Annotated in this window: 22 protein-coding genes; 17 read left to right on the top strand and 5 right to left on the bottom strand. The window is 72.9% G+C overall.

Translation table 11 applies throughout. The features are described from left to right. Nucleotides 1-6: 6 nt before the first annotated feature. Entirely contained in the window at nt 7-1,008 is a 1,002-nt protein-coding gene (locus AB0C84_RS39645; RefSeq protein WP_361076356.1) for an aldo/keto reductase family protein, read from the top strand. 63 nt (nt 1,009-1,071) lie between these two features. On the opposite strand, the gene AB0C84_RS39640 is transcribed toward AB0C84_RS39645, so the two are convergent. Both AB0C84_RS39640 and AB0C84_RS39635 read right to left on the bottom strand, forming a co-directional pair. Further along, a complete protein-coding gene (locus AB0C84_RS39640; protein ID WP_179842951.1) occupies nt 1,072-1,269 on the bottom strand; it encodes a hypothetical protein in 198 nt (65 codons plus the stop codon). A gap of 37 nt (nt 1,270-1,306) precedes the next feature. Beyond that, nucleotides 1,307-2,194 (bottom strand): thioredoxin domain-containing protein, encoded by an 888-nt coding sequence (locus AB0C84_RS39635; RefSeq protein ID WP_361076353.1) that lies wholly within the window; start codon nt 2,192-2,194, stop codon nt 1,307-1,309. A 66-nt stretch (nt 2,195-2,260) separates the two neighbouring features. Here AB0C84_RS39635 and AB0C84_RS39630 point away from each other — a divergent pair, with 66 nt between their 5' ends. From AB0C84_RS39630 to lipB, 8 genes are all read left to right on the top strand, one after another. Beyond that, nucleotides 2,261-3,205 carry a bifunctional adenosylcobinamide kinase/adenosylcobinamide-phosphate guanylyltransferase gene (locus tag AB0C84_RS39630; protein WP_361076350.1) on the top strand — a complete coding sequence of 315 codons (945 nt, stop codon included), beginning with the start codon at nt 2,261-2,263 and terminating at the stop codon, nt 3,203-3,205. Continuing rightward, nucleotides 3,202-3,981, top strand: a complete 780-nt coding sequence (locus tag AB0C84_RS39625) for an adenosylcobinamide-GDP ribazoletransferase (RefSeq protein ID WP_361076347.1) — start codon at nt 3,202-3,204, stop codon at nt 3,979-3,981. The genes AB0C84_RS39630 and AB0C84_RS39625 overlap by 4 nt, the downstream gene beginning before the upstream one ends. 79 nt (nt 3,982-4,060) lie before the next feature. After that, entirely contained in the window at nt 4,061-5,539 is a 1,479-nt protein-coding gene (locus tag AB0C84_RS39620) for a leucyl aminopeptidase (protein WP_361076344.1), read from the top strand. A 148-nt stretch (nt 5,540-5,687) separates the two neighbouring features. Beyond that, nucleotides 5,688-7,079, top strand: a complete 1,392-nt coding sequence (lpdA, locus tag AB0C84_RS39615) for a dihydrolipoyl dehydrogenase (protein ID WP_258938838.1) — start codon at nt 5,688-5,690, stop codon at nt 7,077-7,079. Between the two features lie 37 nt (nt 7,080-7,116). Next, a complete protein-coding gene (gene sucB, locus AB0C84_RS39610) occupies nt 7,117-8,601 on the top strand; it encodes a 2-oxoglutarate dehydrogenase, E2 component, dihydrolipoamide succinyltransferase (protein ID WP_361076341.1) in 1,485 nt (494 codons plus the stop codon). A gap of 127 nt (nt 8,602-8,728) precedes the next feature. Then, complete coding sequence (locus AB0C84_RS39605; RefSeq protein ID WP_258938836.1) at nt 8,729-9,616, top strand: TIGR01777 family oxidoreductase; 888 nt, start codon at nt 8,729-8,731, stop codon at nt 9,614-9,616. Between the two features lie 84 nt (nt 9,617-9,700). Then, a complete protein-coding gene (locus AB0C84_RS39600; protein ID WP_179842958.1) occupies nt 9,701-10,438 on the top strand; it encodes a peptidase E in 738 nt (245 codons plus the stop codon). A 37-nt stretch (nt 10,439-10,475) separates the two neighbouring features. Further along, entirely contained in the window at nt 10,476-11,189 is a 714-nt protein-coding gene (gene lipB, locus AB0C84_RS39595) for a lipoyl(octanoyl) transferase LipB (RefSeq protein ID WP_361076338.1), read from the top strand. Here the strand turns inward: lipB and AB0C84_RS39590 are convergent. Then, entirely contained in the window at nt 11,171-11,671 is a 501-nt protein-coding gene (locus tag AB0C84_RS39590; protein WP_258938834.1) for a YfbM family protein, read from the bottom strand. The two genes, lipB and AB0C84_RS39590, sit on opposite strands and share 19 nt — an antisense overlap. Nucleotides 11,672-11,877: 206 nt before the next feature. Between AB0C84_RS39590 and lipA the strand changes: the two genes are divergently transcribed. Both lipA and AB0C84_RS39580 read left to right on the top strand, forming a co-directional pair. Next, nucleotides 11,878-12,804: a lipoyl synthase gene (gene lipA, locus AB0C84_RS39585; protein ID WP_173392939.1), complete on the top strand. Its 927-nt coding sequence runs from the start codon at nt 11,878-11,880 to the stop codon at nt 12,802-12,804. Between the two features lie 47 nt (nt 12,805-12,851). Beyond that, nucleotides 12,852-13,547, top strand: a complete 696-nt coding sequence (locus AB0C84_RS39580; RefSeq protein ID WP_179842960.1) for a DUF4191 domain-containing protein — start codon at nt 12,852-12,854, stop codon at nt 13,545-13,547. A 64-nt stretch (nt 13,548-13,611) separates the two neighbouring features. On the opposite strand, the gene AB0C84_RS39575 is transcribed toward AB0C84_RS39580, so the two are convergent. Continuing rightward, nucleotides 13,612-14,088 (bottom strand): RDD family protein, encoded by a 477-nt coding sequence (locus AB0C84_RS39575; protein ID WP_361076333.1) that lies wholly within the window; start codon nt 14,086-14,088, stop codon nt 13,612-13,614. Between the two features lie 154 nt (nt 14,089-14,242). On the opposite strand from AB0C84_RS39575, the gene glnA reads away from it, so the two are divergent. The 4 genes from glnA (at nt 14,243) to AB0C84_RS39555 (ending at nt 17,128) form a co-directional block, all read left to right on the top strand. Further along, nucleotides 14,243-15,667, top strand: a complete 1,425-nt coding sequence (gene glnA / locus AB0C84_RS39570; RefSeq protein ID WP_179842962.1) for a type I glutamate--ammonia ligase — start codon at nt 14,243-14,245, stop codon at nt 15,665-15,667. 300 nt (nt 15,668-15,967) lie between these two features. After that, nucleotides 15,968-16,402, top strand: a complete 435-nt coding sequence (locus tag AB0C84_RS39565) for an SRPBCC domain-containing protein (protein ID WP_361076330.1) — start codon at nt 15,968-15,970, stop codon at nt 16,400-16,402. Continuing rightward, nucleotides 16,389-16,742, top strand: a complete 354-nt coding sequence (locus tag AB0C84_RS39560) for a metalloregulator ArsR/SmtB family transcription factor (protein WP_361076327.1) — start codon at nt 16,389-16,391, stop codon at nt 16,740-16,742. Before AB0C84_RS39565 ends, AB0C84_RS39560 begins: the two co-directional genes overlap by 14 nt. Then, the gene (locus AB0C84_RS39555) at nt 16,739-17,128 is read left to right on the top strand and encodes a VOC family protein (RefSeq protein ID WP_361076324.1); all 390 of its coding nucleotides are present in this window, start codon (nt 16,739-16,741) and stop codon (nt 17,126-17,128) included. The genes AB0C84_RS39560 and AB0C84_RS39555 overlap by 4 nt, the downstream gene beginning before the upstream one ends. A gap of 23 nt (nt 17,129-17,151) precedes the next feature. Here AB0C84_RS39555 and AB0C84_RS39550 read toward each other — a convergent pair whose 3' ends face one another. Next, complete coding sequence (locus AB0C84_RS39550; protein ID WP_361076322.1) at nt 17,152-17,568, bottom strand: hypothetical protein; 417 nt, start codon at nt 17,566-17,568, stop codon at nt 17,152-17,154. Between the two features lie 140 nt (nt 17,569-17,708). Between AB0C84_RS39550 and AB0C84_RS39545 the strand changes: the two genes are divergently transcribed. Both AB0C84_RS39545 and AB0C84_RS39540 read left to right on the top strand, forming a co-directional pair. Then, complete coding sequence (locus AB0C84_RS39545) at nt 17,709-18,842, top strand: Fic family protein (RefSeq protein WP_361076320.1); 1,134 nt, start codon at nt 17,709-17,711, stop codon at nt 18,840-18,842. Nucleotides 18,843-18,996: 154 nt separating this feature from the next. Further along, on the top strand, nt 18,997-21,132 hold the full coding sequence (locus AB0C84_RS39540) for a DEAD/DEAH box helicase (RefSeq protein ID WP_361076317.1): 2,136 nt from the start codon (nt 18,997-18,999) through the stop codon (nt 21,130-21,132). Nucleotides 21,133-21,194 lie beyond the last annotated feature (62 nt).

Genomic DNA, 21,194 nt, shown 5'->3' with positions numbered 1-21,194 from the left:
GGGGCCATGGAGTTCCGAAACCTGGGCCGGAGCGGTCTGAAGATCAGCGAGATCGCGTACGGCAACTGGCTCACCCACGGTTCGCAGGTCGAGGAGGACGCGGCGCGCGCCTGCGTGCGGGCGGCCCTCGACGAGGGCGTGACCACGTTCGACACCGCCGACGTCTACGCCGGCACGCGCGCCGAGGAGGTCCTCGGGCGGGCGCTGAAGGGGCAGCGCCGCGAGGGGCTGGAGATCTTCACCAAGGTCTACTGGCCGACGGGTCCCGGGGTGAACGACCGGGGCCTGTCCCGCAAGCACGTCTTCGAGTCGATCCACGGCTCCCTGCGCCGCCTCGGGACCGACTACGTGGACCTCTACCAGGCCCACCGGTTCGACTACGAGACCCCGCTGGAGGAGACCCTGCGGGCCTTCGACGACCTCGTCCGGCAGGGCAAGGTCCTGTACGTCGGGGTGTCGGAGTGGCGGGCCGAGGAGATCGAGCGCGCCCTGAAGATCGCCGACGAGATGGGCTTCGACCGGATCGTCTCCAGCCAGCCGCAGTACTCGATGCTGTGGCGGGTCATCGAGGAGGAGGTCGTCCCGCTCTGCGAGCGCGAGGGCGTCGGCCAGATCGTCTGGTCGCCGATCGCGCAGGGCGTCCTGACCGGCAAGTACAAGCCGGGGCAGCCCCTGCCCGAGGGGTCGCGCGCCACCGACGACAAGGGCGGCGCCGACATGATCAAGCGCTACCTGGACGACGACCTGCTGACCCGCGTGCAGAACCTGCGGCCGGTCGCGGACGACCTCGGCCTGTCGATGGCGCAGCTCGCGATCGCCTGGACGCTGCAGAACCCGAACGTCTCGGCGGCGATCGTGGGCGCGTCCCGCCCCGAGCAGGTCGCCGACAACGTGAAGGCGGCCGGGGTGAAGCTGGACGCCGGCGTGATGGAGCGGATCGACGAGATCCTCGGCGGGACCGTCATCCGCGACCCGGCCAAGACCGTCAGCCCGCGCAGGCGCCCCTGAGCCCGGCGAGCGCCCGGGGGCCGCGGAGCTCGGCGCTTCGCGGCCCCCGCTCTCGCCGGCCGGTCACTCCGGGTCGTGCAGGCTCATCGCGTACACGACGGTGTCGCCGTCCAGCAGGGTCACCTTGTCGACGTCCTCGGTGCGCAGCCCCCGCCAGTTCTCCCCCAGCCAGCTCTCCGCGTCCGCCTGGGTGGAGAAGGTCTCCTCAGACATGCCGATCGTCCGCCCGTCGGCCTTCTCCAGCCGCCAGCTCCACGCCATAGCCCTCGACCTCCCTCGTCGCGGTGAGACTAGCCGGTCAGGCGGCGGCCTCTATCGCGCGGCGCAGCGCGTCGGGGCTCTCGGTGTCGGACTGGGTGAGCGTCCGCCCGTTGACCCGCACGCTCGGCGTCCCCTGGATCCCGGACGAAACGTAGCCCCGGCTGACGGTCTTCACGCTGGCGGCATGGCGCTGGCTCTTCACGCACGACGTGAAATCGTCGCTCGTGAGCCCCAGCGGCTCCGCGTAGGAGAGCAGGTCCCGGGTCACGTAGCCGGTGGCGCTCTCGTTCGCGGGCTGATGCGCGTAGAGGGCGTCCTGGTAGGACAGCCAGTGGGCGCCGTCGGTGACGCAGCGCAGCGCCGCCGCGGCCCGCAGCGAGTTGTCGTGGGCCGGCTGCGTGGCCTCACCGAAGATCAGCATCGGGTGGAAGACGACCTTGGCGCGGCCCTCGACGGCCAGCTGCTTGAGCATCGGGTCGTGCCTGCGGTCGAAGGCGCCGCAGGGCGGGCAGGCGAAGTCCTCGTAGATGTCGACGACCGGGGCGGTGACGCCCGGCCGGGCCATGGCGAGGCTCCCGTCCGCGAGGGGCGTGGCCTCCGCACCGCCGGCGATCTTGCCGACCGTCAGCCGCTGGGCGCCGCCGTCTCCCCCGTCGTCGCCTCCCCGGACCAGGAGGACGACGACCGCGGCCACCACCAGCACCAGGACGAGCCCGCCCCCGACCAGCGCGATCACCATGCCGCCGCCGCGGCGCCCGGGCGGGGGCGCCGGGGGCATGCCGTGCGGCGGCCCCGGCCGCCATCCGGGGCCCGGAGGCGGACCCGGTGCGGGCCCGCCCGGCGGGACGGGGGGCGGGCCGTAGGGCGGCTGCTGCCCGCCCCGGCCCGGTTGCGGGGGCCAGGGCGCGTTCGGGGGGTTGCCCACCGGAACTCCTCCAGAAGGGGCGTCGTGATCCTTCCAGCCGAGGGTAACCGTAGAGTTCGCGGCGGGATGGACATCGAGCTTCGCGGCGTCGCCGCCGCACAGGGCTGGCCCGCTCCGGGGTGCCGGTGCGCGTCGTGCGGCCGGCTGCGCGCGGCCGGAGTGCGGCACGAGCCGTTCGCCGCAGCGATCGACGGCGTCGCGCTGGAGGACCTGCCGCGCACGGACGTCCCCGGCGGGTACGAGGTCCTCGCGCCCGGCGGAGGGCGCGCGCTGGTGGCGGCGGGCCCGGGGGCCAGGCCCGAGCCGTCCGCGGGCGTCGAGTACGAGGCCGTGCTGCTGGACATGGCCGGGTCCCCGGACCATCTGGGATACCTGCGCCACACCGGTTCCGTGACGCCGCTGACGCAGGTCGTGGCCGTTCACCTCGACCACCGCTTGCCCTCGCCGTCCGAGCTGGAGCGGCGCACGGGCTTCTGGAAGCGCTCCGAGCAGGGCCCGTTCCGGACGCTGCTCCTCGGCGGGAGCAGGTCGGGCAAGTCGGCCGAGGCCGAGCTGCGCCTGGCCGCGTGCTCGGACGTCCTCTACATCGCGACGGGCCCCGTCCGGGACGACGACCCCGAATGGGCGGAACGCGTCGCCGCGCACCGGCTGCGCCGTCCGGCATGGTGGCGCACCACCGAGACGACCGAGCTCGCCGGCGCGCTCGCTTCGGCCAGCGGCCCGGTGCTGGTGGACGGCGTCGGCACCTGGCTCGCGGCCGCGATGTCCGAGACGGACGCCTGGGAGGAGCCGTCGCGGGTGCTGCCGCTCGTGGACGGCCTCGTCGCCGCCTGGCGGGGCACGGCGGCGCGGGTGGTCGCGGTGAGCGACGAGGTCGGGCTGTCGCTGGTGCCGGCCACCGTGTCCGGGCGCGCGTTCCGCGACGTCCTCGGCCAGGTCAACCAGCGGCTCGCGGCCGAGTCGGAGGAGGCGGCGCTGGTGGTCGCGGGCCGCGTCGTGGAACTCCGGTGACCGTCAGGAACGTCCCGATGCCCGACGGCCTGCGGCTGGCGGTCACGCTGCTCACCGTCGTCCCGCTGGGCACCGGCCCGGTCGACCGGGGCACCGCGCGCTCGGCGATGCTGCTCGCCCCCGCCGCCGGCCTGATCCCGGGCGGGGCCGCCGCGCTGGTCCTGCTGGCGGGCGGCCCGCTCGGCCTGTCCGGCCTGCTCGCGGCGGCGCTCGCGGTGGCCGCCTCGGCCGCGGTCACCCGCGCCCTGCATCTGGACGGTCTCGCCGACCTCGCCGACGGCCTCGGGAGCGGGCGCCCCGCCGCCGGGGCCCTGGAGATCATGAAGCGGTCCGACATCGGGCCGTTCGGCGTCGTCACGCTGCTGCTGACGCTGCTGGTCCAGGTGGCCGCCCTGGCGTCGGCGCCGCATCCCGCCCTCGCCGCGATCACCGCCGCGGTCACCGGCCGGCTGGCGCTCGCCTGGGCCTGCCGCGCGGGCGTGCCGTCCGCGCGGCCCGGCGGCCTCGGCGCGCTGGTCGCGGGCACCGTGCCGGCGCGCGCGGCGGTCGCCGCCACGGCCGCCGTCCTGGCCGCCGCGGCGGCCGCGGGCCTGGCCGCCGGCGGCCCCGGCGGCGCCCTGCACGGCGCGGCGGCGGTGGCCGCCGGGACCGCCGCGGCCCTGGCGGTGCTCCGCCGCGCCGTCCGCCGCCTCGGCGGCGTGACCGGCGACGTGTTCGGCGCCCTCGTCGAGGTCGCCGCGACGGCCGCGCTGATCGCCCTCGCGGCGCTGCCCTGAGGGCGCGGCGGCCGCCGGGAGGGCAATGCTTGATCCAAAAGGGCGAAAGCGGTCACCAGGAGGACTAACATCGGGCTACGTGACGAGCATCAGCCTTGACAGCGCAGACCTGGCCGGCCTCGACGTCGACGCGATCGTGATCGGCGTCGCCCCCGCCGGGGCGGGTGCCGCACCGGCCGACGGCGCGGAGGCGATCGACCGCGCCATGGACGGCAGGCTCGCGGACGCGCTGGGCGCGCTCGGCGCCACCGGCAAGGCCGGCGAGGTGACCCGGCTGCCCTCGCTCGGCGCCGTCCCCGCCAAGGTCATCGTGGCCGCCGGGCTCGGCGAGGACCCCTCCGCCGAGGACCTGCGCCGCGCCGCCGGGGCCGCCGTCCGCTCCCTCGCGGGCACCGCCCGGATCGCGGTCGCGCTCCCCGCCTCCGGCGCCGAGGGCGTCGAGGCCGTCGCGCTGGGCTCGCTGCTCGGCGCCTACTCCTTCGACGCCTTCCGCACCGGCGACGGCCACAAGAGCCCCGTCGAGGAGATCCGCCTGATCGCGCCCGCGTCCGAGGAGGCCGCCCTCGGGCGCGCCCGCACCCTCGCCGCGTCGGTCACGCTCGTCCGCGACCTGGTGAACACCCCGCCCTCCCACCTGTCCCCCGAGGACTTCGCCGGCGAGGCCGAGCGGGTCGCCGCCGAGACCGGCCTCGCCATCGAGGTGCTGGACGAGAAGGCCCTCGTCGAGGGCGGGTACGGCGGCATCGCGGGCGTCGGGCAGGGGTCGGTGAACCCGCCGCGGCTCGTCCGGCTCGCCTACACCCACCCGGAGGCCGGCAGGACGCTCGCCCTCGTCGGCAAGGGCATCACGTTCGACTCCGGCGGCCTGTCCCTCAAGCCGACCGACGCGATGGACTGGATGAAGTCCGACATGGGCGGCGCGGCCGCGGTGCTCGGCGCGCTCGCCGCCATCGCCGAGCTGCGCCCCGCGGTCAACGTCGTCGGCTACCTCGCCCTCGCCGAGAACATGCCGAGCGGCACCGCGCAGCGCCCGTCCGACGTGCTGCGCATCTACGGCGGCAAGACCGTGGAGGTCCTCAACACCGACGCCGAGGGCCGGCTCGTCATGGCCGACGCCCTCGTCCGCGCGGGCGAGGACTCCCCCGACCTCATCGTGGACGTCGCCACCCTGACCGGCGCGCAGCTCGTCGCGCTCGGCACCCGGACCACCGGCGTCATGGCCAACGACGACGACGTGCGCGAGAAGGTGGTCGCGGCCGCCGGGCGCGCGGGCGAGCCCTCCTGGGGCATGCCGCTGCCCCCGGAGCTGCGCAAGGGCCTCGACTCGGCGGTCGCCGACATCGCCAACATCAGCGGCGAGCGCTGGGGCGGCATGCTGGTCGCCGGGACGTTCCTCAAGGAGTTCGTGCCGGACGGCGTCAAGTGGGCGCACCTCGACATCGCGGGCCCCGCCTTCCACAAGGGCGAGCCGTACGGGTACACGCCGAAGGGCGGCACCGGCGCCGCCGCGCGCACCCTGGTCCAGATCGCCGAGGACGTCGCCGCGGGCGTCCTCTAGGAGGACACCGGGGCCCCGCCCGCTGTGAGCGGGCGGAGAACAGAATAGGTTTTCTTGTGGCGGTGGGGGCCCGGTCTGCCGGTGCGCCCCGCCCCGCCCAGGGCGCCGCGATCCACGCGGCGCCACAACCGGGGAAAGGGAGCGTCCAGTGGCCAACAACGGCCCCTTCGACATCGTCGTCCTGGGTGCCGGCAGCGGCGGCTATGCGTGCGCGCTGCGCGCCGCCGAGCTCGGCATGTCGGTCGCGCTCATCGAGCGGGACGAGTCGCTCGGCGGAACGTGCCTCAACCGCGGCTGCATCCCCACCAAGGCGCTGCTGCACGCGGCCGAGGTGGCGGACCAGTCCCGCGAGGCGGCGAAGTTCGGCGTGCGGGCCACCTTCGAGGGCATCGACGTCGCCGGAGTGAACGCCTACAAGGACAAGGTCGTCTCGACGACCGTCAAGGGCCTCACCGGGCTGATCAAGTCCCGGGGCATCGAGGTCGTGCACGGCACCGGGCGGCTGGCCGGCCCCACCGCGGTCGAGGTCGAGACCGCCGAGGGCACCCGCCGCATCGAGGGCGGGCACATCGTGCTCGGCACCGGGTCGGCGCCGAAGTCGCTGCCCGGCCTGGACATCGACGGCGAGCGGGTCATCTCCAGCGACCACGCGCTGCGGCTGGAGCACGTCCCCGGCTCGGTCGTCATCCTCGGCGGCGGCGTCATCGGCGTGGAGTTCGCCAGCGTGTGGCGCTCGTTCGGCGCCGAGGTCACGATCGTCGAGGCGCTGCCGCACCTGCTCCCGCTGGAGGAGGAGACCAGCTCCAAGCGGCTGGAGCGCGCCTTCCGCAAGCGCGGCATCAAGTTCGAGCTCGGCACCCGGTTCCAGAGCGCCAAGACGACGCAGGGCGGCGTCTCGGTCACCCTGGAGGACGGCAAGACCATCGACGCGGAGCTGCTGCTCGTGGCGGTGGGCCGCGGACCGGTCTCCGACGGCATCGGCCTGGCCGAGGCCGGCGTCGAGACCGAGCGCGGGTTCGTCAAGGTCGACGAGTACTGCCGGACGAGCGTCCCCACGATCTCCGCGGTCGGCGACCTCGTCCCCACCCCCCAGCTGGCCCACGTCGGCTTCGCCGAGGGCATCCTCGTCGCCGAGCGGCTGAGCGGGCTGACCCCGCCGCCGATCGACTACGACGGCGTCCCTCGCATCACCTACTCCGACCCCGAGGTGGCCTCGGTCGGCATCACGTCCGCCGTGGCCCGTGAGCGCGGGTACGAGATCAAGGAGGTCACCTACGACCTGGCCGGCAACCCCAAGAGCAAGATCCTGGGGACGCAGGGCGAGGTCAAGGTGATCGCGGCCGTGGACGGCCCCGTCCTCGGCCTCCACATGGTCGGCGCACGCGTCGGCGAGCTCATCGCGGAGGGGCAGCTCATCTACAACTGGGAGGCCCTGCCCGGCGAGGTCGCCCAGCTGATCCACCCCCACCCGACCCAGTCCGAGGCGGTCGGCGAGGCGCACCTCGCCCTCGCCGGCAAACCATTGCACGTGCACGGCTGAGAAGCCGCACAAGTATTCCGAAGGAGTGCGCTGAGACATGCCGGTCTCCGTCACCATGCCCCAGCTCGGCGAGAGCGTCACCGAGGGCACCGTCACCCGCTGGCTCAAGAAGGAGGGCGAGCGCGTCGAGACCGACGAGCCGCTCCTGGAGGTGTCGACCGACAAGGTCGACACCGAGATCCCCTCCCCCGCCTCGGGCATCCTCACCAGCATCACCGTCGCCGAGGACGAGACCGTCGAGGTCGGCGCCGAGCTGGCCGTCATCGGCGATGAGGGCGAGGCTCCGTCCGGCGGCGCCCCGGCCGCCGAGGAGCAGGAGCCCGAGCCGCAGCCGAAGGCGGAGCCCCAGCAGGAGGCCCCGCAGCAGGCGCAGCCCCAGGCGCAGCAGGCACCGCCGCCCGCCGCGTGGCCGCCGCCCGCGCAGCAGCAGCCCGCCGCCCCGCCGTCCCCGGCGCCGGCGGCGCAGCCGCAGGCCCAGCAGCAGCCCGCGCCGGCCCCGGCGGCCCAGCCCGCCCAGCAGCCTTCGGAGCCGGGCGAGGGCCCGTACGTCACGCCGCTGGTCCGCAAGCTGGCCGCCGAGCACAGCGTCGACCTCGGCACGGTCAAGGGCACCGGCGTCGGCGGCCGCATCCGCAAGCAGGACGTCCTGGAGGCGGCCCGCGCCGCCCAGCAGCAGGCCGCCCAGCAGCAGGCCGCGCCCGCCGCCCCGCCCGCGCCCGCACCGGCCCCGGCCCAGGCCCCCGCCGGACGGCACGCCGCCCCGGCGCCCGCCGGCGCCCCCGCCGAGCAGATGGCGCTGCGCGGCCGGACCGAGAAGATGTCGCGCATGCGGCAGACGATCGCCCGCCGCATGGTCGAGTCGCTGCAGGTGTCCGCGCAGCTCACCACCGTGGTCGAGGTGGACATCACCAAGATCGCGCGGCTGCGGGAGCAGGCCAAGGCCGACTTCCAGGCCCGCGAGGGCGTCAAGCTGTCGTTCATGCCGTTCTTCGCGATGGCGACGGTCGAGGCCCTCAAGGCCCACCCGAAGCTGAACGCGGTCATCAACGGCGAGACCAACGAGGTCACCTACCACGAGGTCGAGAACCTCTCCATCGCGGTGGACGTGCCCGAGCGCGGCCTGATGGTCCCGGTCGTGCACAACGCGGGGCAGCTCAACCTCGGCGGCCTCGCGCAGCGGATCGCCGACATCGCCGAGCGCACCCGCACCAACAAGGTGAGCCCGGACGAGCTGGCCGGCGGCACGTTCACGCTGACCAACACCGGCAGCCGCGGCGCCCTGTTCGACACGCCGATCCTCAACCAGCCGCAGGTCGGCATGCTCGGCACCGGCGCCGTCGTCAAGCGCCCGGCCGTCATCGACGACCCGGAGCTGGGCGAGGTCATCGCGGTCCGGTCGATGGTCTACCTGGCGCTGACCTACGACCACCGCCTGATCGACGGCGCGGACGCGGCCCGCTTCCTCGCCACGGTCAAGCACCGCCTGGAGGAGGGCAACTTCGAGGCCGAGCTCGGCCTCTGACCCCTCCCGCACGTCCGCGGGACCCCGCCGCGCCCGCACGGGCGGCGGGGTCCCGCGCGTCCGGGGAAACGCGGGACCCGCCGGGGAGACCCGGCGTCCGGCGGCCCCGTCCCTCTACGCTGGGGATATGAGGATCACCGTCACGGGCTCGTCGGGCCTCATCGGCTCGGCGCTGGTGGAGTCGCTCCGGCGGGACGGCCACGACGTCGTCCGGCTGGTGCGCAGGGAGCCGTCCCGGCCCGACGAGGCGCGCTGGTCGCCGGCCGACGGCTGCGTCGACAAGCAGTCGCTGGAGGGCGCCGACGCCGTCGTGCACCTGGCGGGCGCCGGGGTCGGCGACCGGCCGTGGACCAAGGCGTACAAGCAGAAGATCCGCGACAGCCGCCTGGTCGGCACCCGCACGCTCGCCGAGGCGATCGCGGCGGCCTCGCCCCGGCCCCGCGTGCTGGTCTGCGGGTCGGCGATCGGCTACTACGGCGACACCGGCGACCGGGAGGTCGACGAGGACTCCCCCGCCGGGGAGGGCTTCCTCGCCGACGTCGTCCGCGATTGGGAGGCCGCGGCCGCGCCCGCGCGCGAGGCCGGGGTCCGGGTCGTGCACCCGCGGACGGGCGTCGTGCTGGCCCGCGAGGGCGGCGTCCTCGGGCGCACCCTCCCGCTGTTCAGGTTCGGCGTCGGCGGCGACCTCGGCGACGGCCGGCAGTGGACGAGCTGGATCTCCCTCCCCGACGAGATCGCGGCACTGCGGTTCCTCGTCGAGACCGAGATCGCCGGGCCGGTCAACCTGACCGCCCCGAACCCGGTGACCAACGACGCCTACACCAAGGCGGTCGGCCGCGCCCTGCACCGCCCGGCGCGGCTGTCGGTCCCGAAGTTCGCGCTGCGCGCCGCGCTCGGCGGCTTCGCCGACGAGGGGCCGCTGGTCAGCCAGCGGGTCCTGCCCAGGCGGCTACTGGACGCGGGGTTCCGGTTCGCGCACGAGGACGTCGACTCGGCCATCGCCGCCGTCCTCTGAGTCCCAAGAATCGTCAAAGTCCCACCCGATCCCGTTCGGTAGTCATACGGTGACAATGAGACAGATGGCCTACGAGGGGGATGCATGAGCACCGACGGACAGCCGCACATCCTCGCGATCGGCGGAGGCACCTTCGTGCCGGACGGCCGGGAGGGGCTCGCCCCGAGCCCGCTGCTGCGCTACGCGTTCGATCTGACGGGCCAGGACCGCCCCCGGGTGTGCTTCCTGACGACGGCGGTCGGCGACGGCGCCGAGTACATCGCGCGCTCCTACGCCGCGTTCTCCTCGATGGACGCCGAGGTCAGCCATCTCGCGCTGTTCCCGATGCCGAACGTCGCCGACGTCCGGGCGCACCTGCTCGGCCAGGACCTGCTGTACGTGTCCGGCGGCAGCGTCGCGAACCTGCTGGCGCTGTGGCGGCTGCACGGCCTCGACGAGATCATGCGCGAGGCGTGGCAGGAGGGCGTCGTGCTGTCCGGGCAGAGCGCGGGCGCGCTGTGCTGGCACTCCGGCGGCAACACCGACTCGTTCGGGCCGCAGCTGCGGCCGCTGACCGACGGCCTCGGTCTCCTGCCGTACTCGTGCGGCGTCCACTACGACAGCGACCCGCAGCGGCGCCCGCTGCTCCAGCAGCTCGTCGGCGAGGGGACCCTGCCGGGCGGCTACGCGGCCGACGAGGCGGTGGGCCTGCACTACGTCGGCACCGAGTTCGTGCAGGCGGTCTCCTACCGGCGGGAGGCGGGCGCCTACCGGATCGAGCCGGACGGACCGGGGACGGCCAAGGAGTACCGGCTGGAGCCCCGGCTGCTCGCCGCGTTCTGAGGAGCGGTCCGGGCGATCACGGCATAAGCTGGCCCGTGTGAGCGATGTGGACGTACGCGAGCTGGTGGTGGTGCACGCGGGGTTCGGCACGGCTGCCGTCCCCTACGAGGACGGATGGGAGCTGCAGAAGCGCACCCACGCGCTACGGGTGGACGACGCGATCCCCGACACCGTCCTCCTGCTGGAGCACCAGCCGGTCTACACGGCGGGCAAGCGGACGGAGGCGCTCGACCGCCCGTTCGGCGACCCCGGCGCCCCGGTCGTGGACGTCGACCGCGGCGGGAAGATCACCTGGCACGGCCCGGGGCAGCTGACCGGCTACCCGATCGTCCGGCTGCCCGACCCGGTGGACGTCGTCGGCTACGTGCGGCTGCTGGAGCAGATGATGATGGACGTCTGCGCCGACCTCGGGCTGGAGACGCAGACGGTGGAGGGGCGCAGCGGGCTGTGGGTCCGCGGGACCCCGGACCGCAAGATCGGCTCGATCGGGATCCGGGTGGCGCGCGGCGTCACGATGCACGGCTTCATGCTCAACTGCGACAACGACATGGGCTGGTTCGACAAGATCGTCGCCTGCGGGATCCGCGACGTCGGGTCGACCAACCTCACCCGTGAGCTGGGCCGTGAGGTGACGGTCGCCGAGATCGTCCCGCTCGTCGAGCGGCGCCTGGCGGCGGCGCTGGGCGCGGCGGAGACGCTCCACCGCACCACGGCGCAGCTCGGGGTCCTCGGTCAGGCCATCACCTTGTAGACGGCCTGGCCGTCGGTCGCGGCGAGCCGGAAGAACTCGGCCAGCCCCGCGTAGGCGGGCTGGAACACCCTCTCGCGGGCGGCGTCGTCCAGCCGCCCGGCGTCCTGGACGCCGGCCCGGACCATCGCGGGCGGGTCGTAGCGTCCGGCTATCGCGGCGAACGGCGTCGCGGCCAGATGGTCGGCGGCGGGCTTGACCCGCTCGGGGGCGAGGTAGATGACGTCCATGCCGAGCTCGTCGGCGCCGTCCTCGGTGAGCAGCCGCCCGCCGCACACGACGTCGGCCTCGGGCTGGCGGCCCTCCCACGGGTCGCCGGTGACGAGGTAGTGCATCGCCTGCCACGCCCGGCCGATCTCGAACAGCGCGCCCGCGCCGCGCCGCCGCCAGTTGGCGTCGCCGAAGACGTGGCGCGCTATCCGGCCGGGGTCGGGCTCTCCCTCCAGCACGGGCGGCACCCTGAGGTACGACATTGCCAGACCCACGGTGGTCCTCCTGCTGACGCTGTTGCGTGACGACAGGGAGTCACCCTAGAGAGATCCATTGCCGGAGATGGCCGAAACACGCGAATCGGCTGCACCGGCGGAGTACCGTCATACGTTCGAGATCGGTCCGATACGGCTTCGATGCTGCTCGCGCCGCCGGACCGCCGGTGTGCCGGTACCGCTGATCGCGACGTACCCTGGGACCCGTGACGACGGTGACACCTGAGGGACGCAAGCTCCTGCGCGTCGAGGCGCGCAACAGCCAGACCCCGATCGAGCGCAAGCCCGAGTGGATCAAGACCCGGATGAAGATGGGCCCGCAGTACCGCGAGCTCACCGGGCTGGTGAAGTCCGAGGGCCTGCACACGGTGTGCCAGGAGGCCGGCTGTCCCAACATCTTCGAATGCTGGGAGGACCGCGAGGCCACGTTCCTCATCGGCGGCGACCAGTGCACCCGGCGCTGCGACTTCTGCCAGATCGACACCGGGAAGCCCGCCGCGCTGGACCGCGACGAGCCGCGCCGCGTCGCCGAGTCCGTCGCCACGATGGGGCTGAAGTACGCGACCATCACCGGCGTCGCCCGCGACGACCTGGAGGACGGCGGCGCCTGGCTGTACGCCGAGACCGTCCGGCGGATCCACGCGGCGGTCCCGGGCTGCGGCGTCGAGCTGCTGATCCCCGACTTCAACGCCGTCCCCGAGCAGCTCGCCGAGGTGTTCTCGTCCCGGCCGGAGGTGCTCGCGCACAACGTGGAGACCGTCCCGCGGATCTTCAAGCGGATCCGGCCCGGGTTCCGCTACGAGCGGTCCCTGGAGGTCATCACCCGGGCGCGCGAGGACGGCCTGGTCACCAAGTCGAACCTGATCCTCGGCATGGGCGAGACGCGCGAGGAGGTCTCCCAGGCGCTGCGCGACCTGCACGAGGCCGGCTGCGAGCTCATCACGATCACCCAGTACCTGCGGCCGAGCCCCCGCCACCACCCGGTGGAGCGCTGGGTCAAGCCGGAGGAGTTCGTGGAGCTGTCGGCCGAGGCCGAGGAGATCGGCTTCGCGGGCGTGATGTCCGGGCCGCTGGTGCGCTCCAGCTACCGCGCCGGGCGCCTCTACAAGCAGGCCGTCTCCGCGCGCGGCTGACGACCGGGCTGTCGGGACGGCGGCCCGGCCGGACTATCCTTGGTTTCATGTCGAAAAAGCCCACGGACGGGGCCCAGGAGAGTCCAGGGCGCCTCAAGCAGATCCGCATGGTCGCTCAGGTGCTCCGGCAGGCCGACCCGAAGGCCCTGCCGATCGTGTTCGCCTCCGCGATCGGGACGCTGGTCGTCGTCATCCTCATCGGGCTGCTCATCGGCCAGCTGTGGTTCTTCATCCCGCTGGGCATCCTCGCCGCGTTCGCCGTCGGCATGATCGTCTTCGGGCAGCTGGCGCAGCGCGCGCAGTACAAGGTGATCGCCGGGCAGCCCGGCGCCGCCGCCGCGATCCTGAAGAACATGCGCGGGAACTGGTCGGTGACCGAGGCGGTCAGCGGCAACCGCAACCTCGACATGGTGCACCGCGCCGTGGGCCGCGCCGGCGTGGTGCTGGTCTCGGAGGGCCCGCGCAGCCGCGTCGGCCCGCTGCTCGGCGCGGAGAAGAAGCGCATCTCCCGCGCCGCCCAGCAGGTGCCGATCTATGACGTGCAGGTCGGCGACGACGAGGGCCAGATCCCGGTCGACAAGCTGCAGCGGCACCTGATGAAGCTGCCCCGCAACCTCACCAAGGGGCAGGTCGCCGAGCTGAACGACCGGCTCCAGGCGCTCCCCCGCTCGATGCAGATGCCGAAGGGCCCAATGCCCAGGGGCGCGAAGATGCCGAAGGGCCCCAAGCCCAAACTGCGCTGACGTCCCAAGGAAAAAGCGCCCCTACGGGGGCGCTTTCTCGTTTCCGGCCGGCTTTCCCGTCCAGCTAAACGGAGACGACGACCGTGTTGCCGGCCCGGTCGTGCATGCCCCGGTGGTCGCGGTCCCAGATCAGGGCGGGAATGACCAGGAGCAGCAGCAGCGTCCGGGCGAGGCTCCAGCCGAGGCCGACGGGGCGGCCGTCCAGCCGGGCGACCCTGATGCCGCACAGCCGCTTGCCGATCGTCGTGCCGAGGAACGCGGTGAGCACCCACGCCTGGAGGCCGAAGATCAGCAGCGTCCACGTGCTGCGCTCGGCGGGCTCCCACCCGAACGAGCGCGCGAGCAGGCTCGCCACCAGCATCGACAGGCCCCAGTCGATGAACAGGGCGAGGAGCCGGCGGCCGTAGGGGGCGACGGAGCCGCTGCCGCTCTCGGGCAGGCCGATCCGCTCCCCGGGCTCGCCGAGGTCGGCCCCGGCCGAGCGCGCCCCGCCGAGCCACGTCTGCGTCCACCGCGGCCCGGCCGCCTTACCACCGCTCATGGCCCCTACGCTATCCCGTCCCTCCGGAGGTTCGGACGCGGCTCCCAGGGGGAGGCCCGAAGTGACCCGTAACACACTGGAAACACATGAGACATGGTCGGGAAACGGCGTGGACATAACGTCGGGAAGCCGAGAACCGCCCTGAGGAGGCTGGATGTTCAGCAGCGCCGAAGAGGTCCTGAGCTACATCAGGAACGAAGGTGTGAGATTCGTCGACTGCCGGTTCGTGGACCTGCCTGGCAAGATGCAGCACTTCACGTTCCCCGTCGAGAGCTTCGGCGAGAACGTCTTCACCGACGGGCTGATGTTCGACGGGTCCTCGGTCCGCGGCTTCCAGGAGATCCACGAGTCCGACATGCTCCTGCTGCCGGACCCGGCCACCGCCGTCCTGGACCCCTTCCGGCAGCACAAGACGCTGATCCTGAACTTCTTCGTGCACGACCCGCTGACCGGCGAGCCCTACAGCCGCGACCCGCGCAACATCGCCCGCAAGGCCCAGGACTACCTGCGCGGCACCGGCATCGCCGACACCTGCTACTTCGGCCCCGAGGCCGAGTTCTACATCTTCGACGACGTCCGCTTCGAGACCAAGCAGAACGCCGGCTACTACTACCTCGACTCCGTCGAGGGCGCCTGGAACACCGGCCGCGAGGAGCCCGGCGGCAACCTCGGCGCCAAGCCCCCCTACAAGGGCGGCTACTTCCCCGTCCCGCCGATGGACCACTTCACCGACCTGCGCTCGGAGATGGTGGCCCAGCTCCTCGAGTCGGGCATCCACGTCGAGATGCAGCACCACGAGGTCGGCACCGCCGGCCAGGCCGAGATCGACTTCCGCTTCGACACGCTGCTGAAGACGGCCGACAACCTGATGCTCTACAAGTACATCGTGAAGAACGTGGCGCGCGCCGCGGGCAAGACCGTCACGTTCATGCCGAAGCCGATCTTCGGTGACAACGGGTCGGGCATGCACTGCCACCAGTCCCTCTGGAAGGACGGCTCGCCGCTGTTCTACGACGAGGTCGGCTACGCGGGCCTGTCCGACAACGCCCGCTACTACATCGGGGGCCTGCTCAAGCACGCCGCGTCCCTGCTGGCCTTCAGCAACCCCACGGTGAACAGCTACCACCGCCTCGTCCCCGGTTACGAGGCCCCGGTGAACCTGGTCTACTCCCAGCGCAACCGCTCGGCCTGCATCCGCGTCCCGATCACCGGCTCGAACCCGAAGGCCAAGCGCATCGAGTTCCGCGTCCCGGACCCGGCCTGCAACCCCTACCTGGCCTTCTCCGCCATGCTGATGGCCGGCCTGGACGGCATCAAGAACAAGATCGAGCCCGCGGAGCCGGTCGACAAGGACCTCTACGAACTGCCGCCCGAGGAGGCCCGCGCCATCCCGCAGGTGCCCGGCAGCCTCCCCGAGGTCCTCGCCGCCCTGGAGGCCGACCACGACTACCTGCTGGAAGGCGGCGTCTTCACCCCGGACCTCATCGAGACCTACATCACGATGAAGAACGAGTTCGAGATCGACCCCATCCGCCTGCGCCCCCACCCCCACGAGTTCGAGCTCTACTACGACATATAGCCCGGACGGGCCCGCTGACGTGGCGATTCGTCAGCGGGCCCGCTCTTGGTTCTGCGTCAGTTCTGCGCGAGCGACGAGAACCGTCTCCACGGCCGCCCAGGCCGGCTCGCTGTGGCCCCGGGCGGCCGTCGGCGTCACCGCCTCCTCATGGCCGGACCGTCAGCAGCCCGGCGAGCCCGACCTCCGCACCGGTGATGGCCCCCAGACCTCAGCCCCCTGCGGTCCCATGGCGGGAAGTTATCGCAACCTGTCGGTTGTGATAGCTTTTATGGCAACCGATCAGTTGCCATAGGGGGTGCCGTGCCCGTTCCGGATCGCATCGAGCGGACGCTCGAACTCGCCCACCCGCCCGCGCGGGTTTGGGCTGCGTTGACCACCGCCGAAGGGCTCGGCGGCTGGTTCGGCTCCCATGCGGAGATCGACGACCTGCGCCCCGGTGGCGAGGCCCGGGTGCGGTGGGACGGCCAGGGCGAGTTCACCCTCTGGATCCAGGTCGTCGAGCCGCCCCGCCGGTTCGCCTACACGTGGGCGATCGAGGGGCTGCCGGCGGACGATCCGCGGCGCACCTACGTGGAGTTCACGCTGGAGCCGACCGGCACGGGCACCCGGGTGACGGTCGTGGAGAGCGGCTTCGCCCAGCTGCCGGACGAACTGGCCGGCGCCTACGAGGGCAACGCCAACGGGTGGCGGACGGAGCTGGCCGAGCTGGCCGGGTACCTCGATGCCGCACTCTGACCAGGCCGAACCCGTCGCCCAGGCGGTCTTCGCCGCGCTGGCCGACCCGACCCGGCGCGGCATCCTCGCCGAGCTCGCCGCGCGCGGCCCGGCGACCGCGACCGACCTGGCCGCCCGGCTCCCCATCTCGCGCCAGGCGATCGCCAAGCACCTCGACCTGCTGTCCGATGCCGGACTGGTCCGGGGGGAGCCCGGGGAGCGGCGACGGATCCGCTACCGGCTGCAGACCGGACCGGTGGCCGTGGCCCAGTCGTTCCTCGCCGCGCTGGCGCGCGACTGGGACGGCCACCTGAGCGCACTACGCGACCATCTCGACCACAACGGGGAGAACGAAGCATGAGCCCGACATTCCGCGGCGGCCACAACATCGCCATGAAGCTGCCCAAGGCGCAGTTCGATCGCACCGTCGCCTTCTACCGCGACGTCCTGGGCATGGAGGTCACCGACGAGAGCAGCGGAGGCGTCGTGGACCAGTGCGCCAAGGTGCAGCTCGGCCCGGTGACGCTGTGGTTCGACCGCGTCGACAACTACGCGCGGGCCGACCTGTGGCTCGAGCTGTTCACCGATGACGTGGACGCCGCGGCCAGGCACCTGGCCGCGCACGGTGTCCCCGTCCAGGACGAGCTGGAGCCGTTCCCCGCCGGCATGGACGCCCACTGGATCAGCAACCCGGTCGGCATCCCGCACATCGTCCGCCTTGCCGACGAGGACAAAAGTCCCTCCTGACCTGGCCGGGCGCGGGGCCCGGCTCATGCGCGGGCCAGCAGCCCGACGAGCGCGACCTCCGCGCCGGTGATGTCGTCGGCCTGGGCGAGCGGGTCGCCCCAGTGCGTCCAGAACCAGTCGCGGTCGTCGTCCTTCGGCCGGGGCTCACACGTGATCCGCACGGCGCGGGGCGTGCCGCCGTCCGCGGTCGCCACGGTGACCTCATGGGCGCCGATGTCGACCTTGTAGCCGCGCACGCCCATGCGCCGGGCGAGCGCCGCGAGCTGCGGGTGGAGCTCCAGGCCGAGGAGCCCCTTGCCCAGCGCGAGAAGGGCGCGCTCGCAGTCGGCCTCGTCCTGCTTGGACAACAGCCCCCAGAGCCCGTGGCAGGTACCGGCGACGAGGACGAGTGCCTTGTCGCCGCCGCCCTCCCGGACCGCGCGGTAAGGGAGGGACGGCATGTCGCCGTACTCGATCGTCCAGCCGGGGAACTCTGCTCGTAACGCGGCAAGGCCGCCCTCGTGGTCCTCGACGCCTAGTGATTCTGAGTGACATCACACAAGTCTTTGACGTGGTGACTGTGTCAGAGTATCGTCGTACTATGCTTTATCCGACGCCGGGCCTGACTTCAGAGGACGCCCGCGTACTCGACGAGATCGACCAGATGCGCGGGCTCCTGCGGCATCAGGTGCACGGCTCGCCCTCCAGGTGGACGCAGGGTCTGCGGAAGTTCCTCACGGCCGACGCCGTCGCGGCGTCCAACTCCATCGAAGGCTTCAAAGTGGCCACGGTGGACGTCGAAGACCTCATGGAAGGCGAGCGGGACGTCGAGGTCTCAGAGGAGAACCGTGAGGAGACCCTCGCCTACCAGCGGATGATGACGTACATCCAGACCCTTCACGACGTGGAGGACTTCACCTACGGCAAGGGCTTGCTCAACGCCCTGCACTGGATGCTCCAAGGTCATCGCCACAGCCCCCGCAAGCCCGCCGGGCAGTGGCGCAGGGGCCCCGTCTACGTCACCGATCCCCGGGACCCGAGCATCGCCGCGTATACGGGCCCTGACGCAGACCAGGTCCCCTCGCTCATGGAGGAACTGGTCGACTGGCTCAACACCTGCGACGCCCACCCGCTGATCAGGGCGGCGATGGCGCACCTCCACCTGGTCTCCATCCATCCCTGGGCCGACGGGAACGGCCGGATGTCACGTTCCTTGCAGACCCTGCTGATCGCCCGGGAGGGTGTCCTCGCCCCTGAGTTCTCGTCCATCGAAGCCTGGCTCGGACGGCCGGGCAACACCTGGGACTACTACCGCCAGTTGGCTGACCGCGGCTCGCACTACGTCCCCGACCAGGACGTCTCCGCCTGGATCCGGTTCAATCTCACCGCGTACCACCAGCAGGCGCAGACGGTGCAAGGCCGCATCCAGCGCGCGGGGAGGATCTGGCAGGCTTTGACATCGTTCGCGGACAGTACTGGCCGCGACGAGCGCATCGTCACCGCCCTGCATGATGTCGCCATGACCGGACGGGTGCGCCGCCTGCGGTACGAGCGCTCTGAGGCACTCAGCCTTCAGCAGGCCCAGCGCGACCTCCGTGATCTCGTCGCCGCCGAGGTGCTGGCACCCGTCGGGCGCACCCGGGCCCGCTACTACACGGAAGGCCCGCGTTTCCCCGAGGACGCCCTGGAGATCGCGCGCACTCCCATGACTCTCGTCGACCCCTACGCGCCCTGAAGCCCGCCGTCATCGCCCGGCGTTGTCGGTGGGGCGGCCTACCGTGGAGGGCTTGATAGGTCGGATCGTGACGGGCGGGCGCCGGGATGAGGCGACCGGGGCATCCGGGCGCGGGTGGCATCATGTGGGCCGAGCGCGCGGGTGGGGAGCGGGAATGGCACATGAGGCCAAGGATGTCCTGAGGGGCGGGTACTCGCTGCTGGAGGCCGCGCGGGACCTGGTCGCCGACCATCGGCGGGCACTGGCCGACGTGCACGCGGCGCTGGCGCCGCTGCGGGCGGAGGCGGCGCGGGAGCAGCTGAAGTCGATCCCGCTGGCCCGGCTGAAGGACGTCACGGACGGGCGGCTGCGGCTCGGGCCGCTGGAGGAGGCCGGGTTCACCAGCGTCGTGGACGTGCTGGACTCGACCCCGTACAGGCTCCAGCTGCTGCCCGGGATCGGGCCCCAGACGGCGCAGCAGCTCCACGCGGCCGCCGGGAGCCTGGCGGAGGCGGCGGAGGCCTCGACGACGGTGCGGATCGACGTCGACCGGCGGGACGAGGCGATGACGCCCGCCGTCGTCGCGCTGCACCGGCTGGTGAACGCGGGTCCGGAGCTGCCGCGGGCCCGCGCGGCCGCCGACGAGGTGGACGAGCGCGTCGCCCCGCTGGTGCGGGACGCGCGGCCCGCCGGGTCGTGGTGGCGCAGGCTCCTCACGCCGCCGGCGCGGCGCGAGCGGGCGCGGGAGGCGGTCGGCGAGCTGGCCGAGGCGCTCGCCGGCGAGGAGGCGCGCGGCACCCGGCTGCTGATCTCCCAGGCGTCGGTGGACCTGCTGCGGCCGCACGTGCCGGCGGACGAGGCGTGGATCGACTTCGAGCTGCGGGCGGCCGACTACCAGACCCTCCTGGCCGAGCTCGCCGCGGCGGACCCGGAGCGGGAGGCCGCCGAGGGGTTCCTGCCGGGCGACCTCGCGGCGCGGGTCAAGGCCCAGCCGCTCGACGACGGGTTCCGCCGGGTGTCGCTGCGCGGGTACCAGGCGTTCGGGGCGCGGTTCGCGCTCGTCCAGAAGCGGGTGATCCTGGGCGACGAGATGGGGCTCGGGAAGACGGTCCAGGCGATCGCGGCGATGGCCCATCTGCGGGCGCGGGGCGCGACGCACTTCCTGGTGGCGTGCCCGGCGAGCGTCCTGATCAACTGGGTCCGGGAGATCGAGACCCGCAGCGCGATCGCCGCGCACCCGCTGCACGGGTCCGGGCGCGCGGCGGCGCTGCGCAAGTGGGCGGGCGACGGCGGCATCGCCGTGACGACGCTCGCCACGCTGCACTCCCTGAACGTCCCGGAGGACGTCGAGATCGGCATGTTCGTGGTGGACGAGGCCCACTACGCCAAGAACCACGAGACGCGCCGCGCCCAGGCCGTCGCGCGGTGGTGCCGCAGGACGGAGCACGTGCTGTTCCTCACCGGGACGCCGATGGAGAACCGGGTCGAGGAGTTCCGGAGTCTCGTGGCCCACCTGCGGCCCGACGTGGCCGGACGGGTCCGCCCGCACGACGCGGCGATGGGGGCGCGGGCGTTCCGGTCGGCCGTCGCGCCGGTGTACCTGCGGCGCAACCAGCGGGACGTCCTCGTCGAGCTGCCCGAGGTCGTGCACGTGGACGAACTGGAGGAGTTCAGCCGGGCCGACGCGGCCGCGTACCGCAAGGCCGTGGCGGCGGGGAACTTCATGGCGATGCGCCGGGCCGCCTACGCCGTCCCGAAGCGGTCGGCCAAACTCGACCGGCTGAAGGAGCTGGTGGTCGAGGCCGCCGAGAACGATCTGAAGGTCGTGGTGTTCTCCTATTTCCGCGACGTGCTGGCCGCCGTCGGGGAGGCGCTCGGGCCGCGGGCCCGCGGGCCGATCTCCGGCGAGACGCCCCCGGCGCGGCGGCAGGAGATCGTGGACGCGTTCACCGCCGAGCCGGGGCACGCCGTGCTGCTCGCGCAGATCCAGGCCGGCGGGGTCGGGCTCAACCTGCAGGCGGCGTCGGTGGTGATCCTCTGCGAGCCGCAGGTGAAGCCGACCATGGAGACGCAGGCGGTCGCGCGGGCGCACCGGATGGGGCAGGTGCGGACCGTCCAGGTGCACCGGCTGCTGACGCCCCGCAGCGTCGACGAGCGGATGCTGGAGATCCTGCACGTCAAGACCATGCTCTTCGACGAGTACGCGCGGCGCAGCGACCTGGCGGAGCAGACTCCCGACGCGGTCGACATCTCCGAGCGCGACCTCGCCCGGCAGATCGTGGCGCAGGAGCAGGAGAGACTCGGGACGTAGGGAAGAACGCCGGGGGCGTCCGCGTTCACCGGGGGCGGAGACCGGCCGATCGAAAGGGATGT

It is taken from the genome of Actinomadura sp. NPDC048955 (genome assembly GCF_040649435.1).
Classification (GTDB): Bacteria; Actinomycetota; Actinomycetes; order Streptosporangiales; family Streptosporangiaceae; genus Spirillospora; species Spirillospora luteofluorescens.
This window is presented reverse-complemented; position numbering and strand designations above follow the sequence as displayed.